This is a genomic window from Myxococcales bacterium (assembly GCA_016706225.1).
Taxonomy (GTDB): Bacteria; Myxococcota_A; Polyangia; order Polyangiales; family Polyangiaceae; genus JADJKB01.
Genome location: JADJKB010000010.1, coordinates 336,016 through 355,051, shown reverse-complemented (window position 1 = coordinate 355,051; position 19,036 = coordinate 336,016). Strand labels below are relative to the sequence as shown.

Annotated in this window: 18 protein-coding genes and 2 pseudogenes; 15 read left to right on the top strand and 5 right to left on the bottom strand. The window is 67.0% G+C overall.

The annotated features are described in order from the left end of the window. The first annotated feature begins 1,887 nt into the window (after nucleotides 1-1,887). The 8 genes from IPI67_19505 (at nucleotide 1,888) to IPI67_19470 (ending at nucleotide 7,331) form a co-directional block, all read left to right on the top strand. Nucleotides 1,888-2,319 (top strand): hypothetical protein, encoded by a 432-nt coding sequence (locus IPI67_19505; GenBank protein ID MBK7582378.1) that lies wholly within the window; start codon nucleotides 1,888-1,890, stop codon nucleotides 2,317-2,319. A 356-nt stretch (nucleotides 2,320-2,675) separates the two neighbouring features. Continuing rightward, on the top strand, nucleotides 2,676-3,815 hold the full coding sequence (locus IPI67_19500; GenBank protein ID MBK7582377.1) for a hypothetical protein: 1,140 nt from the start codon (nucleotides 2,676-2,678) through the stop codon (nucleotides 3,813-3,815). 301 nt (nucleotides 3,816-4,116) lie between these two features. Beyond that, on the top strand, nucleotides 4,117-4,368 hold the full coding sequence (locus tag IPI67_19495) for a hypothetical protein (protein ID MBK7582376.1): 252 nt from the start codon (nucleotides 4,117-4,119) through the stop codon (nucleotides 4,366-4,368). Continuing rightward, nucleotides 4,353-4,895 (top strand): hypothetical protein, encoded by a 543-nt coding sequence (locus IPI67_19490; GenBank protein MBK7582375.1) that lies wholly within the window; start codon nucleotides 4,353-4,355, stop codon nucleotides 4,893-4,895. Before IPI67_19495 ends, IPI67_19490 begins: the two co-directional genes overlap by 16 nt. Next, nucleotides 4,892-5,260 (top strand): SDR family NAD(P)-dependent oxidoreductase, encoded by a 369-nt coding sequence (locus IPI67_19485; GenBank protein ID MBK7582374.1) that lies wholly within the window; start codon nucleotides 4,892-4,894, stop codon nucleotides 5,258-5,260. Before IPI67_19490 ends, IPI67_19485 begins: the two co-directional genes overlap by 4 nt. Next, a complete protein-coding gene (locus IPI67_19480; protein MBK7582373.1) occupies nucleotides 5,164-5,958 on the top strand; it encodes a polysaccharide biosynthesis protein in 795 nt (264 codons plus the stop codon). Before IPI67_19485 ends, IPI67_19480 begins: the two co-directional genes overlap by 97 nt. 189 nt (nucleotides 5,959-6,147) lie before the next feature. Beyond that, nucleotides 6,148-6,840, top strand: coding sequence for a PQQ-like beta-propeller repeat protein (locus IPI67_19475; GenBank protein MBK7582372.1), 693 nt, complete (start codon nucleotides 6,148-6,150; stop codon nucleotides 6,838-6,840). After that, entirely contained in the window at nucleotides 6,801-7,331 is a 531-nt protein-coding gene (locus IPI67_19470) for a PQQ-like beta-propeller repeat protein (protein ID MBK7582371.1), read from the top strand. The genes IPI67_19475 and IPI67_19470 overlap by 40 nt, the downstream gene beginning before the upstream one ends. A 5-nt stretch (nucleotides 7,332-7,336) precedes the next feature. On the opposite strand, the gene IPI67_19465 is transcribed toward IPI67_19470, so the two are convergent. The 3 genes from IPI67_19465 to IPI67_19455 form a co-directional block, all read right to left on the bottom strand. Then, nucleotides 7,337-8,590: a hypothetical protein gene (locus tag IPI67_19465; GenBank protein ID MBK7582370.1), complete on the bottom strand. Its 1,254-nt coding sequence runs from the start codon at nucleotides 8,588-8,590 to the stop codon at nucleotides 7,337-7,339. Between the two features lie 271 nt (nucleotides 8,591-8,861). After that, a complete protein-coding gene (locus IPI67_19460; GenBank protein MBK7582369.1) occupies nucleotides 8,862-9,872 on the bottom strand; it encodes a nucleotidyl transferase AbiEii/AbiGii toxin family protein in 1,011 nt (336 codons plus the stop codon). Further along, a complete protein-coding gene (locus IPI67_19455; GenBank protein ID MBK7582368.1) occupies nucleotides 9,854-10,660 on the bottom strand; it encodes a transcriptional regulator in 807 nt (268 codons plus the stop codon). The genes IPI67_19460 and IPI67_19455 overlap by 19 nt, the downstream gene beginning before the upstream one ends. Before the next feature lie 547 nt (nucleotides 10,661-11,207). On the opposite strand from IPI67_19455, the gene IPI67_19450 reads away from it, so the two are divergent. From IPI67_19450 to IPI67_19420, 7 genes and pseudogenes are all read left to right on the top strand, one after another. After that, nucleotides 11,208-11,417 carry a hypothetical protein gene (locus IPI67_19450; GenBank protein ID MBK7582367.1) on the top strand — a complete coding sequence of 70 codons (210 nt, stop codon included), beginning with the start codon at nucleotides 11,208-11,210 and terminating at the stop codon, nucleotides 11,415-11,417. Then, nucleotides 11,345-11,497: pseudogene (locus tag IPI67_19445) on the top strand (transferase). The gene IPI67_19450 and the pseudogene IPI67_19445 overlap by 73 nt, the downstream one beginning before the upstream one ends. Before the next feature lie 30 nt (nucleotides 11,498-11,527). Continuing rightward, nucleotides 11,528-11,848, top strand: a complete 321-nt coding sequence (locus IPI67_19440; GenBank protein ID MBK7582366.1) for a hypothetical protein — start codon at nucleotides 11,528-11,530, stop codon at nucleotides 11,846-11,848. Nucleotides 11,849-12,224: 376 nt separating this feature from the next. Beyond that, the gene (locus IPI67_19435; GenBank protein ID MBK7582365.1) at nucleotides 12,225-12,662 is read left to right on the top strand and encodes a nucleotidyltransferase domain-containing protein; all 438 of its coding nucleotides are present in this window, start codon (nucleotides 12,225-12,227) and stop codon (nucleotides 12,660-12,662) included. 3 nt (nucleotides 12,663-12,665) lie between these two features. Next, nucleotides 12,666-13,052, top strand: a complete 387-nt coding sequence (locus tag IPI67_19430) for a DUF86 domain-containing protein (GenBank protein ID MBK7582364.1) — start codon at nucleotides 12,666-12,668, stop codon at nucleotides 13,050-13,052. Between the two features lie 2,007 nt (nucleotides 13,053-15,059). Beyond that, nucleotides 15,060-16,841, top strand: coding sequence for an HNH endonuclease (locus IPI67_19425; GenBank protein ID MBK7582363.1), 1,782 nt, complete (start codon nucleotides 15,060-15,062; stop codon nucleotides 16,839-16,841). A 42-nt stretch (nucleotides 16,842-16,883) separates the two neighbouring features. Next, nucleotides 16,884-17,971 (top strand): annotated as a pseudogene (locus IPI67_19420) (DegT/DnrJ/EryC1/StrS family aminotransferase). Nucleotides 17,972-18,033: 62 nt separating this feature from the next. On the opposite strand, the gene IPI67_19415 reads toward IPI67_19420, so the two are convergent. Both IPI67_19415 and IPI67_19410 read right to left on the bottom strand, forming a co-directional pair. Beyond that, nucleotides 18,034-18,447 (bottom strand): DUF86 domain-containing protein, encoded by a 414-nt coding sequence (locus IPI67_19415; GenBank protein MBK7582362.1) that lies wholly within the window; start codon nucleotides 18,445-18,447, stop codon nucleotides 18,034-18,036. Between the two features lie 7 nt (nucleotides 18,448-18,454). Beyond that, on the bottom strand, nucleotides 18,455-18,913 hold the full coding sequence (locus IPI67_19410; GenBank protein ID MBK7582361.1) for a nucleotidyltransferase domain-containing protein: 459 nt from the start codon (nucleotides 18,911-18,913) through the stop codon (nucleotides 18,455-18,457). Between the last annotated feature and the right edge of the window lie 123 nt (nucleotides 18,914-19,036).

Genomic DNA, 19,036 nt, shown 5'->3' with positions numbered 1-19,036 from the left:
CACGGAGCGGGTTTCCCTCGCGACTCGTCCATGTCGCGAGCGCGCCGATGAGCGGGAAATAGGGTTCCGCTGGATGCCGCAGCATCGCCGCGCGGAGGGCGTTTCGGAGCTCCGCGCGCTGTCCGACCGCACGGGTTGCAGCTCCGTTCGAGTACAGCGCGAACACATGGTCGCGATCACTCTTGAGGTCGTGCCAGCCGAACCAACAGGCAGCCGCGATGGCGGTCGCACTACCCAACGGGCAATGCGAGCAAGCCAACGCGGCCCCAGGAGGGGCGGCCGAGAAGCGCGCGCGACTGGCTTTCGGCACGCGGGGTTCGGCCGCGGAGGCTGGCGTCGCCTGCAAGCGATCCCGCGGTCGTCGCCAGCGCGACCATGACGGCCGGTACCTCCATACCGAGGTCCACCAAGTTGTGAATGGCCACCACCACGATCCCGACCCGCCGCTGCCACGGTGCTCCTACCGACCCCGAGGGAACTTGGTCTCAGGAGCCACGCAAACGCCGCTAGTCCGAGTATTCCGACCGGTGCACCCCCTACTCGGCGACCCACTGCACCGGGACGCTCGGCATGAGAGTAGATCAAGATTCTCCGCGCTCGGACCTGTCGCAGGAAACACACTTTCGAACGCCCTCGTCCGATACCGAACCAAGCATGCCCGAAATCATCGGCTGTGCCCAGCTGAACATCTTCAGCTTGACCCACGTTCTGCCGAACAGCTCGCCAGGTCTGCCGGGTCCCGCCTAGTGAGGCGAGTACTAGCCCGCCGCCGACGGCGGTGGCGACAAGTCCCGCGACAGCCCGTGGCAAACCGCGGCTCGAGCTCCGACGGTTCTGAACCGAGTAGCGCAGCGAGCGCCAGGACCCCGATGGGCAGTCACGCGCCGCCGCGCGACGCCGAAGTAATACCAACGCCGACCAACGCCGCGACGCCAAGACCGATGACCCATCGAGGCCCGACTGTCTTGCTACTCAGCATTAGTCCGAGCCCGCGAGCTGCGAGGTTTAGGTATCCGGCCAAGTTGTTCGGGTTGAGCAGCGGGCCAACGTGCCACGCGGCAACGGTGAAGCTCGGCTCAGTACGCCGTAGACCTTCCACCGCCCCGGTCAACCCGTGCAGGAGAGTCGTAAGAGCCGCCGCGAATCCAGAGAAAAAAGCAGCCTGATCCCCCACGACGCCCCGCGCTTGAGACCCATGAATGCCGAGGAAGCAAAGACCGAGGCGTACGTCATCCACTTCAGCGCTTCGACTGCTGTGGCCCCTGGGTCAGCCGAGATGGAAGCCCAGCGCGGGCCGGGCTCGCCGAACGGCGCGAGCGCTCGCTGCCATACATCTGCGCTGTTGGGCGCGAGCGCAACCAGCGCGCCGATGGGAAATAGGCATCGCTTGAGGGGCGGTGTACGCGGCCAGTGCCAATCCGAAAGCCGCCGGCCACAGCGAACCCTCCAGCCTAGGTTCCCCCGAAATGCAATTGACGCCGCCGCGGTCGCCAGTGCAGCAGTAACGAGCAGCACCGGTAGGTGGACCGCGCCGACTGCGAGCACAGAGCCGACGACCGATGCGCTGAGCAGCGCGCCCACGGGCCGCTCCATCGAAACGGGTGCAAGCCTGGCATGCCGGTCGAACGCAAGGAGGTTCCCGGTTGGCAGCGAAGATCTGGGCGGTCGAGTGTGCTTGCCCACTGGCAATGGGTACTATCGCATGCGGGCGCCTTGTGGCTGCCTCCCACCAGACCGGTCTGAACAGTTGCGCAGCATGGTGAGAATTCGGAAAACTCTTGGAATTTTGGCGGAATTTGCCCGAATGAATCGGGCTGACGTCTCCGGCACCAAATGCTGACGTACCTGCCTCGAACGCTCACGCCATGAACCCCACTTTTCCCCCCGATGCGGGCCCAGTTAGTCGGGCGACGACTTCAACCCAGTCGTCGTTTGGCGCATCGTGCGCAAGTATTGGCCCTGGCGCTCGCCACCGCCGTCGCGGTGTCGTTGGCAGTTACGTTCTACACGCTCGGGCAGACCAAGATCCACCAAGCTTCCGCGATCATTCAGTTCGACCCGAACCCGCCTCGGCCTCTCGGCAAGAGCGTCGACATGGTCGTCGACCTCGGCACGGGCACCTACTGGAACAACCGAGAATACTACGAGACGCAGTACAAGATCATTCAATCGATGCGGGTGGCGCTGCCAGTTGTCCAGCAATTGGGGCTCCAGGACGACGCTTCCTTCATCGGCAACAAGGCCCAAGGGGCGCTCCCCGGCCGAACTATTGCCCCCGAGGAAGCCGCCGCAGAGATCTGCGCTCACGTCTCAGGGTAGAGCCGGTCAAAGAGAGCCGCCTCGCAGTGGTTCGCCTCGAAGACGCGGACCCGATGCGTGCGCAGAAGATCCTAGCGGCCGTTCTGGACCGTACGTCGAACAAAACCTCGACTATTCGAAGTCTTCGACCACATCCGCCGTGGATTGGCTTGGCCAGCAGTTGGACAAAGTGCGTGGCGAGCTCGAAACGAATGAACGCGCACTCCATCAGTATAAGCTCGATAAGAACATCTTGTCGCTTGATCCCGACGCGCAGTCCAACATGTTGCGCGAGGAGATGAAGCAGCTCAACAACGAGCTGACCTCCGTGCGCGAAGAAGCAGCAAGTCAAAGCGCAGCGCGACGAACTTGCCAAAGTGAAAGCGGACGACCCGTCGAACTTGCCCGCCAACGAACTACTGCAGAGCCCACTAGTTCAGCAGTTGCGCCAGCGCTATGAGGACGCGGTTCGCGAGCGGGCGAGCTTCGTGGGCATTGGAAAGGGTGAAGGGCATCCCGACGTTGCGTCAGCCGACGCCAGGGCGAACGCCACTCGCGTCGGCCTCTTGGCGGAGGTGAAGAACGTGCAGCGAGCTACCGACCGCGAACTTTCCGCGGTCGGCCGTCAGGAAGCGGGCCTCTCAGGCCTGTTCGAAGCCGCGAAGCGCCGCGCGCTGGACCTCAATCTACTAGAGGTAGACTACAATCGGCTGCGCCGATCCCGGGATAACTCAGAAAAGCTGTACGGGATGCTGCTCGAGCGGACCAAGGAGAGCGACCTGGCGCGGATGATGCAGGTCAACAACATCCGAGTCGTTGACCGTCCAACCCAGCCGCGTAGTCCTATCGCCTCGTGTTCCGATCAACATCGCTCTGGGTATTTTTCCGGCATCGCACTGGGCATTGGGGCGGCGATGGCCCGCGCCTTGCCTCGATCGGACCCTCAAGACTCCGGACGACGTGGAAATGAGCTGGGGCTAGTGTTCCTTGGCTTGTTGCCGGAGATCGGCACGGGCGGAACGGGCACGTATTACTCGACCCGTCGGCGCCGGAAACAGAAGGTTGAGGTTACGACGCCGGAGCTAATTGTTCACAACTCCCCCAACAGCGGTGTGGCGGAAGCGGCCCGCGCGATCCGCACCAACCTGATGTTCATGGCACCGGATGAGCCGTATCACACGCTGCTTGTGACCAGCCCCGCCCCTTCCGAAGGCAAGACCACGGTCGCCGTTTGTATCGCTGGCAATGGCGCAGGCTGGGCAACGCGCCGCGCTCATCGATTGCGATCTGCGGAGCCTCGCGTGCATCGGGTCTTTGGCAAGAAAAGTACGCTTGGCGTCACGAGCGCCCTGGTTGATGGCGCGAGCATTCAGACGATTGCCCAGCAGACAGAGGTGCCCAACCTCTGGGTGATTCCGGCCGGCTGCCGCCGAACCCGGCGGAGTTGTTCCACAGCGAGCGTTTCCAGGCTTTCATCCGCAACGTGTCGCAGGAATTCGACGGGTCATCATCGATAGCCCGCCCGTCGTAACCGTTACTGACGCCGCCGATACTGCTTTCGACGCTCGTGGACGGCGTAGTGTTGGTGGTTCGAGCGTTTTCAACTGCCAAGAACTCGCTCGACACGGAGTTCGTGCGATCCGGGACGTTGGTGGAAAGACAGTCGGGGTGGTCCTCAACGCGGTGAACCTGGACCGCCACGAGTACATGTATCACTACTACTACTATCGTCGCGACGGCGAGTACTACAAGTCGGACGACGCAGAGCACAAGACGGATGCCGCGGCCTGAGGCCACCGCCGCAGACCCCAGGGGCCGATGCGAAGACTAGCCCTGCGCAGCGCACAGGTTCTCGTGGACTTCTTGGTCCTGAGCCTGGCCCTCGTAATTGCCTTCGCAGCTCGCTTCGACGGGCGGCTGGACGACGAGATGCTGAAACGCCTCGTCTTCGCGTTGCCTTACGTCGTCGGCTTCCAGTACCTGGTGCTGCTCGGGTTTGGGTGCCGCGGTTCGCGTGGTCGTACGTCAGCTTGCGTGAGATTCGCCTCATTGCCGTGGCGCTCGGTGTGAGCGCTGCCGCGCTGCTGGTTGCGCGCTTTTCCGCACCGTTCTTCTTTACATTCACCGGTCGCGCCCGATACGCCGCAATCCCCGGCGGCGTGATCATCATCGATTTCGCGCTCGCGTTGCTCGGCATCGCGGGCGTGCGGGGCTTGCGCCGTCTCCTGGCGGAACGTTCGAAGAAGAACGGCCTCCGGTCGTCCCAGACACCGCGAATTCCTACACTACTCGTTGGCGCCGGGCAGGCCGGCGCGCTGGTGGTCAAAGAGATCCTGGCGCGGCCCGAGCTGGGCATCGACCCGGTCGGCTTCCTCGATGACGACGCGATGAAGCATGGCCTGGCCATTCACGGAGTGAAGGTCCTCGGGCCGATTGAGAGTCTCACCGAACACGCCGCGCGGCGGGGGCTGCAGCAGATCGTTATTTCCATGGCCAGTGCGCCGGGTGAGGCCGTGCGTCAGGTGCTGGCGCTGGCCGAAAGGGCGGACTTGCCCGTCAAGATCATTCCGGGCATCTACGATCCGACGGCCGGGTGAACCTGTCGCGTATCCGCCAGGTTTCCATCGAAGACCTTCTGGGGCGCGAGCCGGTGCAACTCGATCACGAAGGCATCGAGCGGTTCATTCGCGGCAAGCGCGTTCTCGTGACCGGGGCCGGTGGGTCGATCGGCTCGGAGCTTTGCCGCCAGATCGTGCGCTTCGAGCCGGAACGGCTCGTGCTCGTGGAGCGGAGCGAGTTCCAGCTGTTCGAGATCCACTCGGAGCTCGTGCAGAACCACGGCGAGGCGCGGATCGAGCCTCGGATTTGCGATGTCTGCGACAGCAAACGTTTGGAGCAGTGTTTGAAACCGATCGACCCGAGGTGGTGTTTCACGCGGCGGCGCACAAACACGTGCCGATGATGGAGTGGAATCCGGGCGAGGCCATCAAGAACAACGTGTTCGGAACGCGCAAGGTCGCTGATGCCGCGCACCGGCACGGCGCCGAGGCGTTCGTGCTGGTGAGCACGGACAAGGCCGTCAATCCCACCTCGATCATGGGTGCGACCAAGCGGGTCGGCGAGATGTACGTGCAGTCGCTGTCTCAGCAATCCGAGACGAAATTCGTCGCCGTTCGTTTTGGCAACGTGCTGGGCTCGGCCGGATCGGTCATTCCGACCTTCAAGAAACAGATCGAAGCGGGCGGGCCGTCACCGTCACCCATCCGACATGATGCGGTACTTCATGACCATCCCGGAGGCTTGCCAGCTCGTCATGCAAGCGGGAGCGCTCGGCAAGGGTGGCGAGATCTTCGTGCTCGACATGGGCACGCCCGTGAAGATCTCGGATCTGGCGCGGGACTTGATCCGGCTGAGCGGCTTCGAGCCGGAGAGCGAGATCAAGATCGAATACACGGGCATTCGCCCCGGCGAGAAGCTGTTCGAGGAGCTCGGCTTCGACGGCGAGAAGATGAGCAAGACGGTGCACCCCAAGATCTTCGTTGGCCGACTGGCTGCGTATCCTTTCGAGAAGATCGAGCGGGATCTGGAGCGCCTTGCCGGGTTCACCGGCACGCAATCGAGCGAGGAAGTGCGTCGCGTGCTCGGACAGGTGGTGCCTGATACGCAAGACGACGCTGCCACGCTGCCGCTCCTGCGGCCGCCCCAGCCAGTGAGCGGGTCGAGGTCGAAGGGGGGCGAGGGGACCTGGACTCGTCGCGGAAGCTCGCTGCGCGCGCGGTTTGAGTTGCGTCGCCGCCTGGTTCGCCGCCTTTGCGCTGTGCGACCCTCGCGCTATCGTTTCTGATTCACGTGGACGGTCAGACCAGTCGAGTGAGGACGAACCTGTTGGCGCAAGCCGCGGTGCTTGCGGTTTTGTTGGCGCTCGCCACGGCGGTCGCCTGCGGCCAGCACAACGCCGGCCCCGCGTCTGCCCCCGCACCCCCCCCTCCCGATCAGCTCATCGACTACGCCACTCCGCACTGGCCGATGTTCCGTCACGACCAGCTGCGGGGGGGGCGGAGTCCGCAGTATCGCGTGGGGGCGCCGGGGCTGGCGTGGACTTATGACTTTGGCGCAGAGGTGATGGCTTCGCCGGTCATCGATGCGGACGGGACCATCTACGTAGGCGCGTTCGACGGCGCTCTGTATGCCATCGACAAGAACGGGAAGCTGCGCTGGCGGTTTGAGACGTTTGCCGCGATCTGGTCGACTCCCGCCATCGCGCTCGACGGTACCGTGTACGTCGCGAGCATCGACAAGAACGTCTATGCCGTGCGGGACGGGCAGCTGGTCTGGAACGTCAAGCTCGGCAACTGCGCGTTCTCGTCACCACTCCTGGACCGCGCGGGGAACCTCTACATCGGCTCCAATGACGCGCGCGTCCACTCGATTGCACCCGATGGGTCGCTGCGCTGGTCCACGCGGGTCGGGGCGCCAGTCGATGCATCCGTTGCCTTGAGTCCGTGGGGCAGCTCTTCGTCGGCACCACCGGCGCACGTTTGATCGCGCTCGATCTCGTCGGGAACGTCGTGGGGCAGTTTCCCGTGACGGGCGGCGTGCGGAGTAGCGCGGCCATTGCCGCCGATGGCACCGTCGTGTTCGCCGCGGATGACGGCGCCGTGTACGCCGTCCGCGCCGGGCGACTGTCCTGGAAGTTCCAGACGCGCCGGCCCATCTGGTCGTCGCCGGCCATCGGGGCCGACGGCACCGTGTACGTGGGGAGCGACGACGGTGCGCTGTACGCCCTGGACGGGAACGGCAAGCTGAAGTGGGGTTACCAGACCGAGGGGCCGGTCAGCTCGTCACCCGCGCTGACCGCCAACGGGACGATCTTCTTCGGATCCCAGGACTCCAAGCTGTACGCAGTGAGCTCCGACGGTCAGTTCATCTGGGAACACACCACCGGCGGCCCCATCCACTCTTCACCCGCAATCGGCGCGTTCGGCGAGGTCGCCATCACGTCGCGGGACGGAAGGCTGTACGTGTTTCACTGACCCCCTCACGCCGGCGGCGGCGGGATCTCCACGATCCCCGTCGGCGCGAACGTCGTGTGCTCCCACTGGTCGACCGTCGCGGAGCCTGCTCCGACCGGGATCGGCTCGGCGACTAGCTTCGTGCCGTCCCACTTGAGCCGGAACAAACCACTTTGCCCGGCAACCACCGTCTCCGTCGTGAGCAGGACGTCGCCGAGCATCGGCTTGAATTGCTCCGCGGGGACGCCGAGCAGCTTCGAGGTGCCGTAGTTCACGCCGAAGAAGTTCTCCTTGGGGCTGATGAGGTCGATGTCCTCGACCTTGGCGCCCAGATCGTAGGTCGTGCTGGTGCCGTCGGGGGCGAAGGCCCAGAGCAGTCCCTCCGTCTCGGCACCCGCGATCAGCTTGCCGGCGATGGGGCCGAAGCGGGCGGGTTTGTCGGGGACCACGACGGCGCCCTCGAGGTGGACGCCCGCGGACGCGATCTTCGTCGGCGCGCCGGCCGCCGTGATGCGCCAGACCTCGCCGACCGTCGTCACCACACACAGATCACCGCCGAACGTGCCGACTCGATCCACGTACAACGAGCCGCGCATCAGACCGTTGCCCGTGCCCGGCAGATCGACCCAGGGGTTCGTCACCGTCGCACCGTTGTTCGAGATGCGCACGATCTGTCCATCGACGCCGTTGCCGACGAAGAGATCGCCGGCCACGAAGCCCCCGGGATTGCCCGAGCGCGCCGTGGCGATCTTCACCTCGTCCGTCAGGCCCGTCAGATCCGAGAACTGCTGGTGCTTGCCGTCGAGCTCGATGCGCTCGAATCCACTCGGCGTGCCCGTGGGGTAGTTCACCGACACCACCACCGATTTGGTCGGCTCGTGATAGTCGATGCCGATGGGCTGGTTGAACGTCGTCGAGATCGCCGTGAACGTCAGCGCCGGCGGCGGGCCGTCGTTGATCGGATCGTCGATGTCGGGCTTGCCATCCCCGTCCGTGTCGCCCTTGTTCTCGTCCACATCGAAGATGCCGTCTTGGTCCGTGTCCTTGTCGGGTGGATCCGCATCGGGGATCACGATGCCGCCGCCCGTGCCGCCACTGGTCGAGCTGCCTCCGCTCGCGCTCGTGCCGCCGGAGCCACCACCGACGCTCGCGTCACCGCTCGAGCCGCCGAGGCTGGGGCCCGCCGTGCCGCCGGGGTCGTCGGCGGAGCAGGCTGGCAGGGCGGCTGCTCCGCAGCACAGCGTCGATGCCACCACGCCCAGGAAGGAAAGCGGCTTCACCTGGCTAGTGTAGCGGAAACGCGGGAGCCCTGGCGGTGGCCGTGCGATGCCGGGGGAAGGGGTTTCCCTTGGTTGCCGGGGGACACGTGGGCCTTCTCGGAGGTGGTCCGCGACAAGAACGAGAGGGTCCGGGGTCGGGCTGCCGCCTACGTCGCCTACGCCGAGTGCGGCATGCCCCGGGGGCCCGGGGGGTGGAGTGTGGCGCGCACGCGTGACGGCGCCCCGTTGGCCAGATGTCCGCGTGCGCCTCCCCGAGCCCGGCCGGGCTGGGCTACTCGTGCGATTCGTTGTTGTCGACCGCGACGCCGAGACGCTGCTTCACGTTGAGCGCCTTCCACTCGAGGCCGGGCTGGTCCCGGATGAGCGCCTGCATTGCTGGATCGTCGGTGAGGATCTCGGGCGCGATGCACCCGGCGCCGTTGAGCCGCTCGAGAAACTCGAGCTCGCGAGCCTGAAGCGGGAGAACGATTGCAAGCCGCTCACGACACTCGGCCACGAGCTGGTCGAGCCACCTTGTGATGTCCCCGCGCGCCGGCGCGAGGTCAGCGCGAAGCATCGGGACAAGGTCGCGCGGCGCGTCGGCCAGATCGCCCTTCACATCTTCGGGCGACACTGTCCGCCAGTCCTTCCGGTTCATCCCACCGTAGACGACGAAGCCGAGACGAAGCCGCGCGTGGTCGAGGTCGGGGGCAACGAGGAGTCGATGGGCGTCGAAGATGTCGCGGTTGGCGCTCCGCGCGAGCAGTGCGGTCAGCTTTCCCGCGGCGAGCTCGTGAGGGTCGAGCACCGTAACGGGAGCCGCCTTCAAGGAACCCACCGGAAAGCACTGGGCGATCTTGGGAGACCACAGCGGCGCGCGGAGCATGAAGTTCACGTCGAGCTCCAGGTTGCCCGAACCGCCCGTCGATGCGACGTAGGTCAGCCGCCACTTGCCGCCAGCGTGCTCGGAGGGCATCCGCTTGACCGTGAGGCCCTCGCGGGAGCAGACGGCTTGCACGGCCTGCTCCAACTTCGGGCGCTCCGCGAGCATCGTCTCGCGGTCAGCCGCGCCGATGTAGTTGAGATCGATGTCTACCGACAAGCGCGGCACGTCGAAGTAAAAGAGGTTGAGCGCAGTTCCGCCCTTCAAGGCGATCCGGGTCTTCAGGAACGGATGGCTGTTCAGCGAGTCGAGCAGGGCGATCAGACGAAAGACCTTCTCGAGCTGTTCGCCGCCGAAGCCGGTCGACGCGACTTCGCGTGACAGATCTTGCGGGGTCAGGTTCATGCGACCTCTGCCCAGGTTCGGTTCATCACGCGTTCGGGTACCACGAGGTTCCAGCGGGCGAGAAGCTTGCCCGACTCACGCTTGCCGCGTTCCAAGTACATCGGCTGCAATGGTGCGTGCTCTTGTAGACGCTCGAGATGGCTCTCCTCGAGCATCAGCTGCTCTCGGTGTTGCTCGAGGAAGAAGCCGACCTTCGCCACCGTGACCGCCGAGCCCAGTTTCAACGCGTAGTCGGTGACCGCGTCGACGTCGAAGAACTCCACGGACTCGAGCGAGCGCCAGATCTCCTCCCAGCCACCGCCGTGGCGAGGCGCATCGAGCACGTCCACCAGCGTCCGCTCGAGCGTCGTCGCGCGTACCCCGAGGCCGTTGCGCGGAACCTCGACGAAGCCTCCGCCCAGGTCCGGAAGGCGGCGCAGCGTAGGTGGCACCGGGACAGGGACGAACTCGGTGCCGCGGAACTCGAACGGCTTTGCGCGTGTGCAGGTCAGGTACGTGACCCGCCGCGAGAACGAATGGGCCCGGCCGTGGAGTTGCAGCGCTCCGTGGTAGGCGATCACCGCGTCCGGTGCGAGCCGGCTCGCAAGGAGAAATGGATCGAGTTGGAGGCTCTCTGCGGAGGCGCCGCGGGGCACGACCGCGTAGAGGCCGCGCCGGACGTGCAGCAGATGCCCAGCGCGGACGTGTTGCTGGAGGACCGCCTTGCTCGCCGTCGGCTTGCGCGCGTCACCCTCTCGGTGCGCGGACGCGAAGTCCTCGAACCGGAACATGGGGTGGGTGGCGAAGTAGTCGACGGGTTTCATGTACTATGCCGTTCGTATCCACAAGGCATATAATTTATGACACCTGTGGGCATCAACGACAAGTATCAAGCGCGGGTGCTTGCCGTTGGCATCCACAAGGGCAGTAAACAGTGCATCTATCGAGGCTAAACGGCATGTGCGCTCGGTTTCCCCGCCGGTACACGCAGCGCTCGATGCGTTGACCAGCTCCGCCTTCGGTCCCGGTGCGCTTCAGTCGTCGTCGGGAACAGGACTCGGTCTGGGCCAAGCGTTGCTGAGTTGAACGGGGCAGAGAGCCAGATGTCCGCGTCCACCCCCTGAGCCAGCCTGCGCTGCGGACTGGGGAGGCTCAGCGCGAGGGGATCCCCATGCGCTCCGCCTCGGCGGTCGTGAGCCCCATCGGCATCGGGGATCACGAGGCCGCCGCCACTGCCGCCGCTCGTCTAGGTTCCGCCGCTCGCGCTCGTGCCGCCCGAGCCACCGCCGACGCTCGCGTCGCCACTCGAGCCGCCGAGGCTTGGCCCCGCCGTGCCGCCGGGGTCGTCGGCGGACACTGGGAAAACGAGTAGTGGTCCACCCGCACTGCGTGATCGGGGGTGACGTCATTATCGGTGATGATGTCCAGATCATGCCCGGAGCCGTCATCGGGCTGGATCCAGCGCCGTTCTCTGATCGCCGGATACCGCCCTTGGGCGCAAAGTCCGCATCGGGAACGGCTGCACGATTGGGCCGGGTGCGGTCGTCTACTACGACGTTGAAATCGGTGACGGAACCCTGATCGGAGACGGCGCTTCGATTCGAGAGGGGTGCCGCGTGGGGGAGCGGTGCGTGATAAGTCGCTATGTCACGCTCAACCACGACGTTCATGTCGGGTCTCGTTCCGGAATCATGGATCTCACGCACATTACCGGAGACACCCAGATCGGAGACGACGTCTTTATCAGCGTGCTAGTGGCAACCACCAACGAGAACGCGTTGGGAGCACGGGGTCCGACGGGATCGCAGTCGATTGGTCCAAAGATAGGAGACGGTGCGCTCATCGCTGCGGGGGCGAATGTCCTTCCAGGGCGGGCTATCGGCAAAGGTGCGGTTGTGGCGGCCGGCGCCGTGGTCACCCGGGACGTCGCTGCGAATGAGGTGGTCGCGGGGGTGCCGGCGCGCGCCTTGGATCACCCGCTAATTCGACCGGTACGTCGCGATGAAACTTGAAGACTCGAGTTCCGGGCAGTAGCGCCGGGGGGGCACGCCCACGTCACTCGACGGCGTATGAGTCGGGGCTCGCCGCCGGTGGCTCGCGCCGCGCCATCAGTGCGGCATCCCCAACTATTGGGTCGTCAACCTGGTGACGCGCGTGGCCGAGTTCGGCCGCGGGCCAGGCGTGCACCGCGGTCGCGAGCGCGCGCTCGGTCTCGGGGGAACGCGCCTGACCATCAGTCACGAGCGGGAGCGTGGCAGGGCCTGGACGAAGCCGGATTGGAAGTACCCGCGCCCGCGGCGTTAGCCAGATGTCCGCGCTCGGCCGCCTGTCGGGCTCGAAGTGGGCTTGGGACTTGCCAACCTGGGGTCGCGCGCTCATCCTCGAGAGGTGGACGACGAGCGGAGAGGGCAGCTGATCCAGCGGCTCCGGGCCGCGTTCGAGCCGCGAGCGGAGGTTCTCGAGGCGTACCTCTTCGGATCCTGCGCCATGGGTCGAGCGTCGGCCCACAGCGACGTGGACGTTGCGGTCTTCGTCCGGCCCGGCGCGATCCCGCCCGAAGGCTACGGATATGCCGCGGAGCTCGCCTCGCACTTGATGGCAGCGCTCGGAGAGAGCCGCGTGGATCTGGTCGTCCTCAACACCGCCCCGCCGCTTCTGTACCACCGCGTGCTTCGGGACGGCGTTCGTGTGGTTTCGCGAGATCTCCGGGAGACTACGACGCGAGAGGGCTACGCGCTCTCCCGCTACTGCGACTACGTGCCCCAGCTCGCGAAGATTCGAAGTGCGTTTGCGCGCCGCACCGATGCGGGGGAGCTCGGGCGTTGAGCCCTGCCCGGGGAGTTCGCCGCTCGGTTCCGCGCCATCGCGGGATTCCGGAACATCCTCGTGCACGGCTACCTCGCGGTGGACTTCGCGCTATTGCACGGCGTGCTGAACCATCGCCTCGACGACTTCGTCGAGTCCGCCCGTCACGTCGAGGCGTGCGCTAGCCGATGCCGGGGTCATGAGAGGACGCAGGGACGCAGGCCGGCGGGTCAGCATGCTCACGCGCCCGGTGCTGAATCAGACCGCCCAGCGCGTCCTCGATACGACGCCGCAGGTCGTCGGCGCGCTGCACCGAGCTCGTCTCGATGCGCAGGCTCGACGCTCGGGGCTCCGCGCGGCCGATCACCGTGTTGTGCCAGCTCGCGTGGACGGTGTTGCCTGGTTTCATGAACACGACCGCCTCGCTCGCTTCATCTTCGGGCTCCGCGCCGGGCACCAGCGCCAGCTTGCGCACGACCTCGCGCCGATCTGCGGGCGCAAAGCGGTAGTGGTCCACCGTCATCAACACTGCGTCGCCGTCGGTGTTCTGGAGCTCGGGCGGCGCGGCGCGGCGCACGTCGTCCACCGCGACGGCTCGCTCCCACTCCTCTAGCAGCACGCGCGCGGCCGGGTGCGGGCGCAGCTTGTCCGGCGCGACGCGCGGAGCGCGCTTCGTGCGCAAGCGGCGGCGTGCCTCCTGAACCGCGAGCTCGGCCTCGATAGGCCCGAGCGACCGCGGGTGAATCCCCGCGAGCACGGAGTGATCGCCGTACTCGACGACGCGACCGAAGAGCACGCTGCGCACGGGAAGGTCGCGCGAGGCGGCGAGCTCGATCACCTCGCGGGTCTCGCCGCTGAGCAGGTCCCGGAGCGCGAGCGCGCGGCCGGGGTCGACGCGCGTGACCTCCCAGAACGACGCCCACGCCGGACGCTGCGCCTCGAGCCACGCGCGCTCGTGTGGCGACAGGAGCTCGGCATGCTCGTCGAGAAAGTGCTCGAACAACGGGCGCCCGTCGACCTCGAACACGTATTGCGCCCAGGGCACGGCCAGCGACTCGGATTTGTTCTCCAGGTCGTCGATGAAGCGTGACCAGCTCTGGCCGAAGCGCTCGGTCCCGAAGCGCAGCATCGGCCCGATCAGCCGCTCGTCGACATCGTGGGCCGGCGAGCGCCGTCCGGGTTCCGGCGCCGCGAGGGGCGCGACGACCTCGTCCCGAGCGCCCGCTTCGTAGGGAATCGAGAGGCGCACGGGGGGATGGTCCTGGCTCTCGAGCGTCACGCTGAGTGGATCGCCTTGGGCGATGGCGTCGGCGTGTTGGGTCCAGAGGTGTGCGATGGCGTTCGCGACCGCGGCGAGCACGCCGAGATCCTGAAGCGTGAGCGGCGCACACAAGCCGTCGCGCTCGACCCGCTTCGGCCACGGCACCGCGCTCGGGGAGGCGAGCGGCAATCCGCGCGAGGCAATCAGCTTGCGAAGCTCCCGTGGAACGGCCGGGCTCGGCTCGAATTCGAGGGCCAGCCAGGTCGTGCCGTAGTCGGCGGGCGGCTCGCCTTCCGCGACCAGCTCCGCTGCGTCGAGGAAGGCTTCGAGGCCTGCGAACGACGGAAAGAGCAGGAACCCGAACGCCTCGCCCGTGGAGCCGAGGAGAGACGCGCACGCTCCGTGGAGCCCCAGGTCCGGTACGTCCACCCGCAGCTCGTCGATGTCGTCCGCATCGGACCAGGGTGACGCTGCGTAGAGGCGCCGCGTGGCCTCGAAGAAGCGCGCGACCTCCGGGGCGTCGGCTGGGAGGTGCTCGAGCCAGACGTCCGGCGGCAGGTCGCGGGATGCAAACTCCGCGTACGAGGCGGAGGCATCGAGCACTTCGGGCGTCGGCGCGCGCACGACCTCGAGCGAGGCTCGAAGCGAGCACGTAGCTCGGCGGCGTCCTCGCTTCTGGCCACGCGCACTTTGGACGGGCGGCGCTTGGGTCCCTCCATGGGCTGCGCCATGGCTAGTTCCAGAGCGTCCGCGAGCGACGCTCCACCCTCCCGGGGATCGGTGATCTCGGCGTACACCATGCTCGCGCTCTCGGGCTCCAGCCAGACCAAGATCTCGGGTCGGTAGGGCTCGCCCTCATCGGTGACGAAGCTGGGCGAGGTGAAGCGGCCTCCGACCCATTCGAGATCCGTGCGGCGTCGCGCCTTCTTTGGATTGAAGCGTGCCATGACTGGCGGATTTCACCGCGACGGGCGGGAGTCAATGCTGAGCGCGGCGCGTCGCGCGGCGTCGACGTCGGACCCAGAGCGAGCGAGAGACGGCGGGGGATCCGAGGTGGGGAGCGGCCGCCCTGCGCGCTGATCCCAGGGGCCGGTGCTAGGACAAAAAAGTGTCGTGCTTCGGGTTGACGTGCGTTCAGCTTTGCCTAGATTGCGCCGGTGATTTCTGCTGGATTCGCCCTCAGCGGCCGGGTGGTGAGGCGCAACCGCAGCGCTGCGCGAGCGCCGCGTGTCGGCGTGTCCCGGGCGGCGGCCGAGGGGCTCGACGTGCGGCTCGCGGAGCTCGCTCGTGGGGACGGCCGCGCGCGCCTCGGCCTCGGAGAGTTGCTCGAGCAGCTGGCAAGTCGGGCGGGTCATCACGAGCTCGGGTTCTCCTCTCTGGATGCGTACGCTCGCGAGCGCTGCGGGCGCAGCGGGCGCTGGGCCCTCGAGTCCCGAACCCTCGCGCGCCGGCTCGCCAACCTTCCGCTGTTGCGCGCCGCCCTCGGGTCGGGGGCCCTGGGTTGGTGCATGACCGAGCTGGTCGCGCGCCACGCCACACCGCACACGGAAGCCGAGCTGCTAGACCTGGCCTTGCGCTCGACCGTGCGGGAGATGCGCAACGCGCTCAACGGGGCCGTCAGCCAGATGTCCGCGTCCACGGCCGACGAAGCGGACGCGCGCTGCACCCTCACGCTGACCCTGAGCCAGCAAGACGCCTGGCTCTTCGAGTGGACGCGCCGCTTTGCCGAGCACCTGGGCGCCAAGCCCGACGCGGAGGGGACCCTGGGCGCGCTCCTGGCCGAAAGCTTCAACACGCTGTGCGGGGCGTTGCCCTCGAATGACGTGGAAGGCTGGCTGGGGGTCGAGCCGCGCGCCAGCGAGGGCGCGTGGCGGGCACAGCTCGCCGAGTGGCGCACCGAGTCCGAGCGCCGCTGTGAGGCGAACTTCGCGGAGCGCGGACCGGGGGGAGCCGGTGACGCTTTGCTGGCGCCGCCGGGCGCGGGGGCCAGCTGCGACCTCGATGCGCGGATCGCCAGGCTTTCGGCCGAATTCGCGGCCCACGAGGTTGAATTCGCCCGCACGGCGCTGGCGTTTCACGAGGCGGAGGGCGCGCGACGCTTGGGTTACTCGTCCGAGGCTCAGTACGCCCGGGAACGACTGGGCGTGTCGCACGCGAGCTTCAAGGCCAAGGTGGCCCTCGCCCGGCGCTGGGTCGCGCGGGTGCGGGTCGCGCTCGAACAGGGTGAGATTGGCCACGAGGCCGCGCTCCTCATTTCGCGCGTCGCTCGCCCGGAGACCGCGGAAGCTTGGGTCGCACGCGCACGCGAGCGCACGGTCAAGCACCTCGAAGAAGAGGTGCGCGCGGCGGAGCTCGTGCGCGGGCTCGGAGGGCCAGCGTCCCCGCCCACGGGAGAGACGCTGCGCGAGCTCCACGAGCTGGAGGCGCGGTTGCTGCGGGGAGACCGTGACGCGGTGCTGACGGACGCCGGACAGTTGTCCGCGCGCCTGGCGCCGAAGGTGCGGACGGTCCAGCTGCGTCTGCGCGTGACCCGCGACACCGCGCGCTTCTATCGAGGGCTCGAGGCAGTCGTGAGACGGTACTTGCCGCGGACCGTGAGCTTCATCCGCCTGCTGTGTGAGCTGTTCTGGGATGCGTGGAGGCACGTTGGCCAGCGCCGCGAAGCTTACGCCCACATCTACGCTCGCGATCGTTACACCTGCTCGAGCCCGGTGTGCTCGCGCCACGACGTGACGCCGCATCACGTGAGATTCAGATCGATGGGTGGCAGTGATGAAGACGAGAACGTGACCGCGCTCTGCACGTGGTGCCACCTCGAGGGAGTGCATGGCGGGCGCATCGAGGTGACGGGACAGGTGGGAGATCTCAGCTGGAACCTGGGTGGCCTGCGCGTGTTTGGGCGCGCGCTCGGCGATCGGGCGTGGCCGCGCGCAGCCTGAGCGTGTATTGCCGCGACGATGCCGACGCGGATCCGCCTTTCGATGCCAGCGGACGCCCACGAAACATGCGCCGGGGAGCTCCGCGCAGCCTTCGCGCGCGTGCTCGCGTCGAACCAGTTCGTTCTGGGCGAGGAGGTCGCCGAGCTCGAGGCTGAGCTCGCGCGGTACCTCTCCAGCGCCCACGCGGTCGGCCTCTCTTCGGGCACGGACGCGCTGGTGTGTGCGCTGCTCGCCCTCGACATCGGGCCGGGCGCAGAGGTCATCACGACGCCGTTCAGCTTCATCGCGACCGCCGAGGCCATCGCGCGCGTTGGGGCGCGGCCGGTGTTTGCGGATATCGATGCGGTGACGTTGAACCTCGATCCTGTCGCGGTGGCGCGGGCGGTCACGCCGCGGACGCGGGCGGTGTTGCCCGTGCATCTGTTTGGGCATCCCGCGGACGTTGACGCGCTCGGTGCGGCGGCGCCGGGTGTTCCGATCGTCGAGGACGCCGCGCAGGCCATCGGCGCGCGGGAGCGGGGACGCGCGGCGGGGACTATCGGCAGGCTGGGGTGCTTCAGCTTCTTTCCATCGAAGCCCCTCGGTGGGTTGGGGGATGGGGGCATGGTCGTGACTCGCGATGGCGAGCTGGCGGAACGCATGCGACGGCTGCGACAGCACGGCGCGGCGGAGAAACACCTGTATCGCGAGCTCGGGGGAACCACCGGCTGGATGCGCTGCAGGCGGCGTTCTTGCGGGTGAAGTTGCCGTATCTGGAAGCGTGGTTGGGTGAGCGGCGTGCGATCGCCGCGGCGTATGCGGAGGGGCTCGCGGGGATCGACGCGCTCGTGTTGCCTGCGACGCGGGAAGGGACCGAGCCGGCTTGGGCGCACTACGTTTTGCGCGTGCAGGGTGGGCGGCGCGATGAGCTCGGGCGACACCTGGATGCGTTGGGCGTCTCGACGGCGGTGTATTACCCGCGGCCTCTGCATTTGCAGCCGGTGTTCGCGGGGCTCGGGTATGCGCGCGGCGATTTTCCGAATGCGGAGCGGGCCGCTGATGAGGTGCTTGCCATTCCGATGTTCGCGGGGTTGACGGAGGCGGAGCGGGGGAGGGTGATCGAGGGCGTGCGGGGGTTCTTCGGGGGGTGAGCGCGGGCTTCACGCCGAGCGAGATCCGCGCCCTCTGGCCCCCGCGAGCGAGACCGGCGGCGTCAGCTTCGCGCGGCGATCTCGGCCGTGAACGCCAGAAGCGTGTCGCGTCCCCGGGGGAGTTCGTCGAACAAACGACCGAGATCCAGACTGCCGTAGGCGTGAGCGATCAGGTTTCGGAGCCCGGCACAACTGCCCATGGCCGAGGCGACTTCGGGCGACAGGAGCCCTGCGCCCGCAAGGATATCGAAGTGCTCTCGCGCTGTCGCCGGCAAGGCCAGCGCGCGGTCGGCGATGAGGTGCGCCGCCAGATCCAGCGCTTCCTGAAACGCGAGAAACAGATTGAAGGCAACGACTTCTTGCCGCGTGCGGTCGGCGAGAAATTGGGCGCGATCGCCCGACAGATTCTGTTCGATGCGGGCGAGCCGGTCGCGGATGGCGGCCAGGCGCTGCTCGACGAGGTGGGCATCGACCATGTTGGACTCAGCGACCGACCAACCGCTCGGTGGCCGCCGCTCCTTCCTTCACTGCTCGCGCGCGAATGGCCGCACCGATCAATCGAAGCTGGGGTTCGAGATCGACGTAGGCACGGATGGCGTCGACCTTGAATTGATGGGCGGACCTCGCGGTACGCTCGAACAGCGGGCGCCCATGTGCCGCCACTTCGCGCCGCAGAATGACCGAAATCGCCGGCGTCTCGACGACTAGATCTACCTCTCGGTGGCAGGCGTGCACTGCGGCGGCGAGGAAGCGTTCCTCGTGTGCTTGGTCACGCGGAGTGTCGTGCGCGAGGCGCACGTACAGATCGACGTCGGACTCCGAACCCAGGCGGCCAGACGCAGCCGAACCAAACAGCATCAGCAGGTCAACTTCAGGCCAAGCCTCCGCCAGCGCGGCGAGTCTGCGCTCGGTTTCGACGGGAAGGGCTTGACCAGCAGTCACGAATGCGAGCTTAGCAGAGACCCGGAGGATGCAGAGAGCGCAGAGGACGCAGAGAGCGCAGAGGACGCAGAGTTTTTTTGCGCTTCGCGGGCCTCTAAGCCGACGCTGCAGGAAATTCATAAA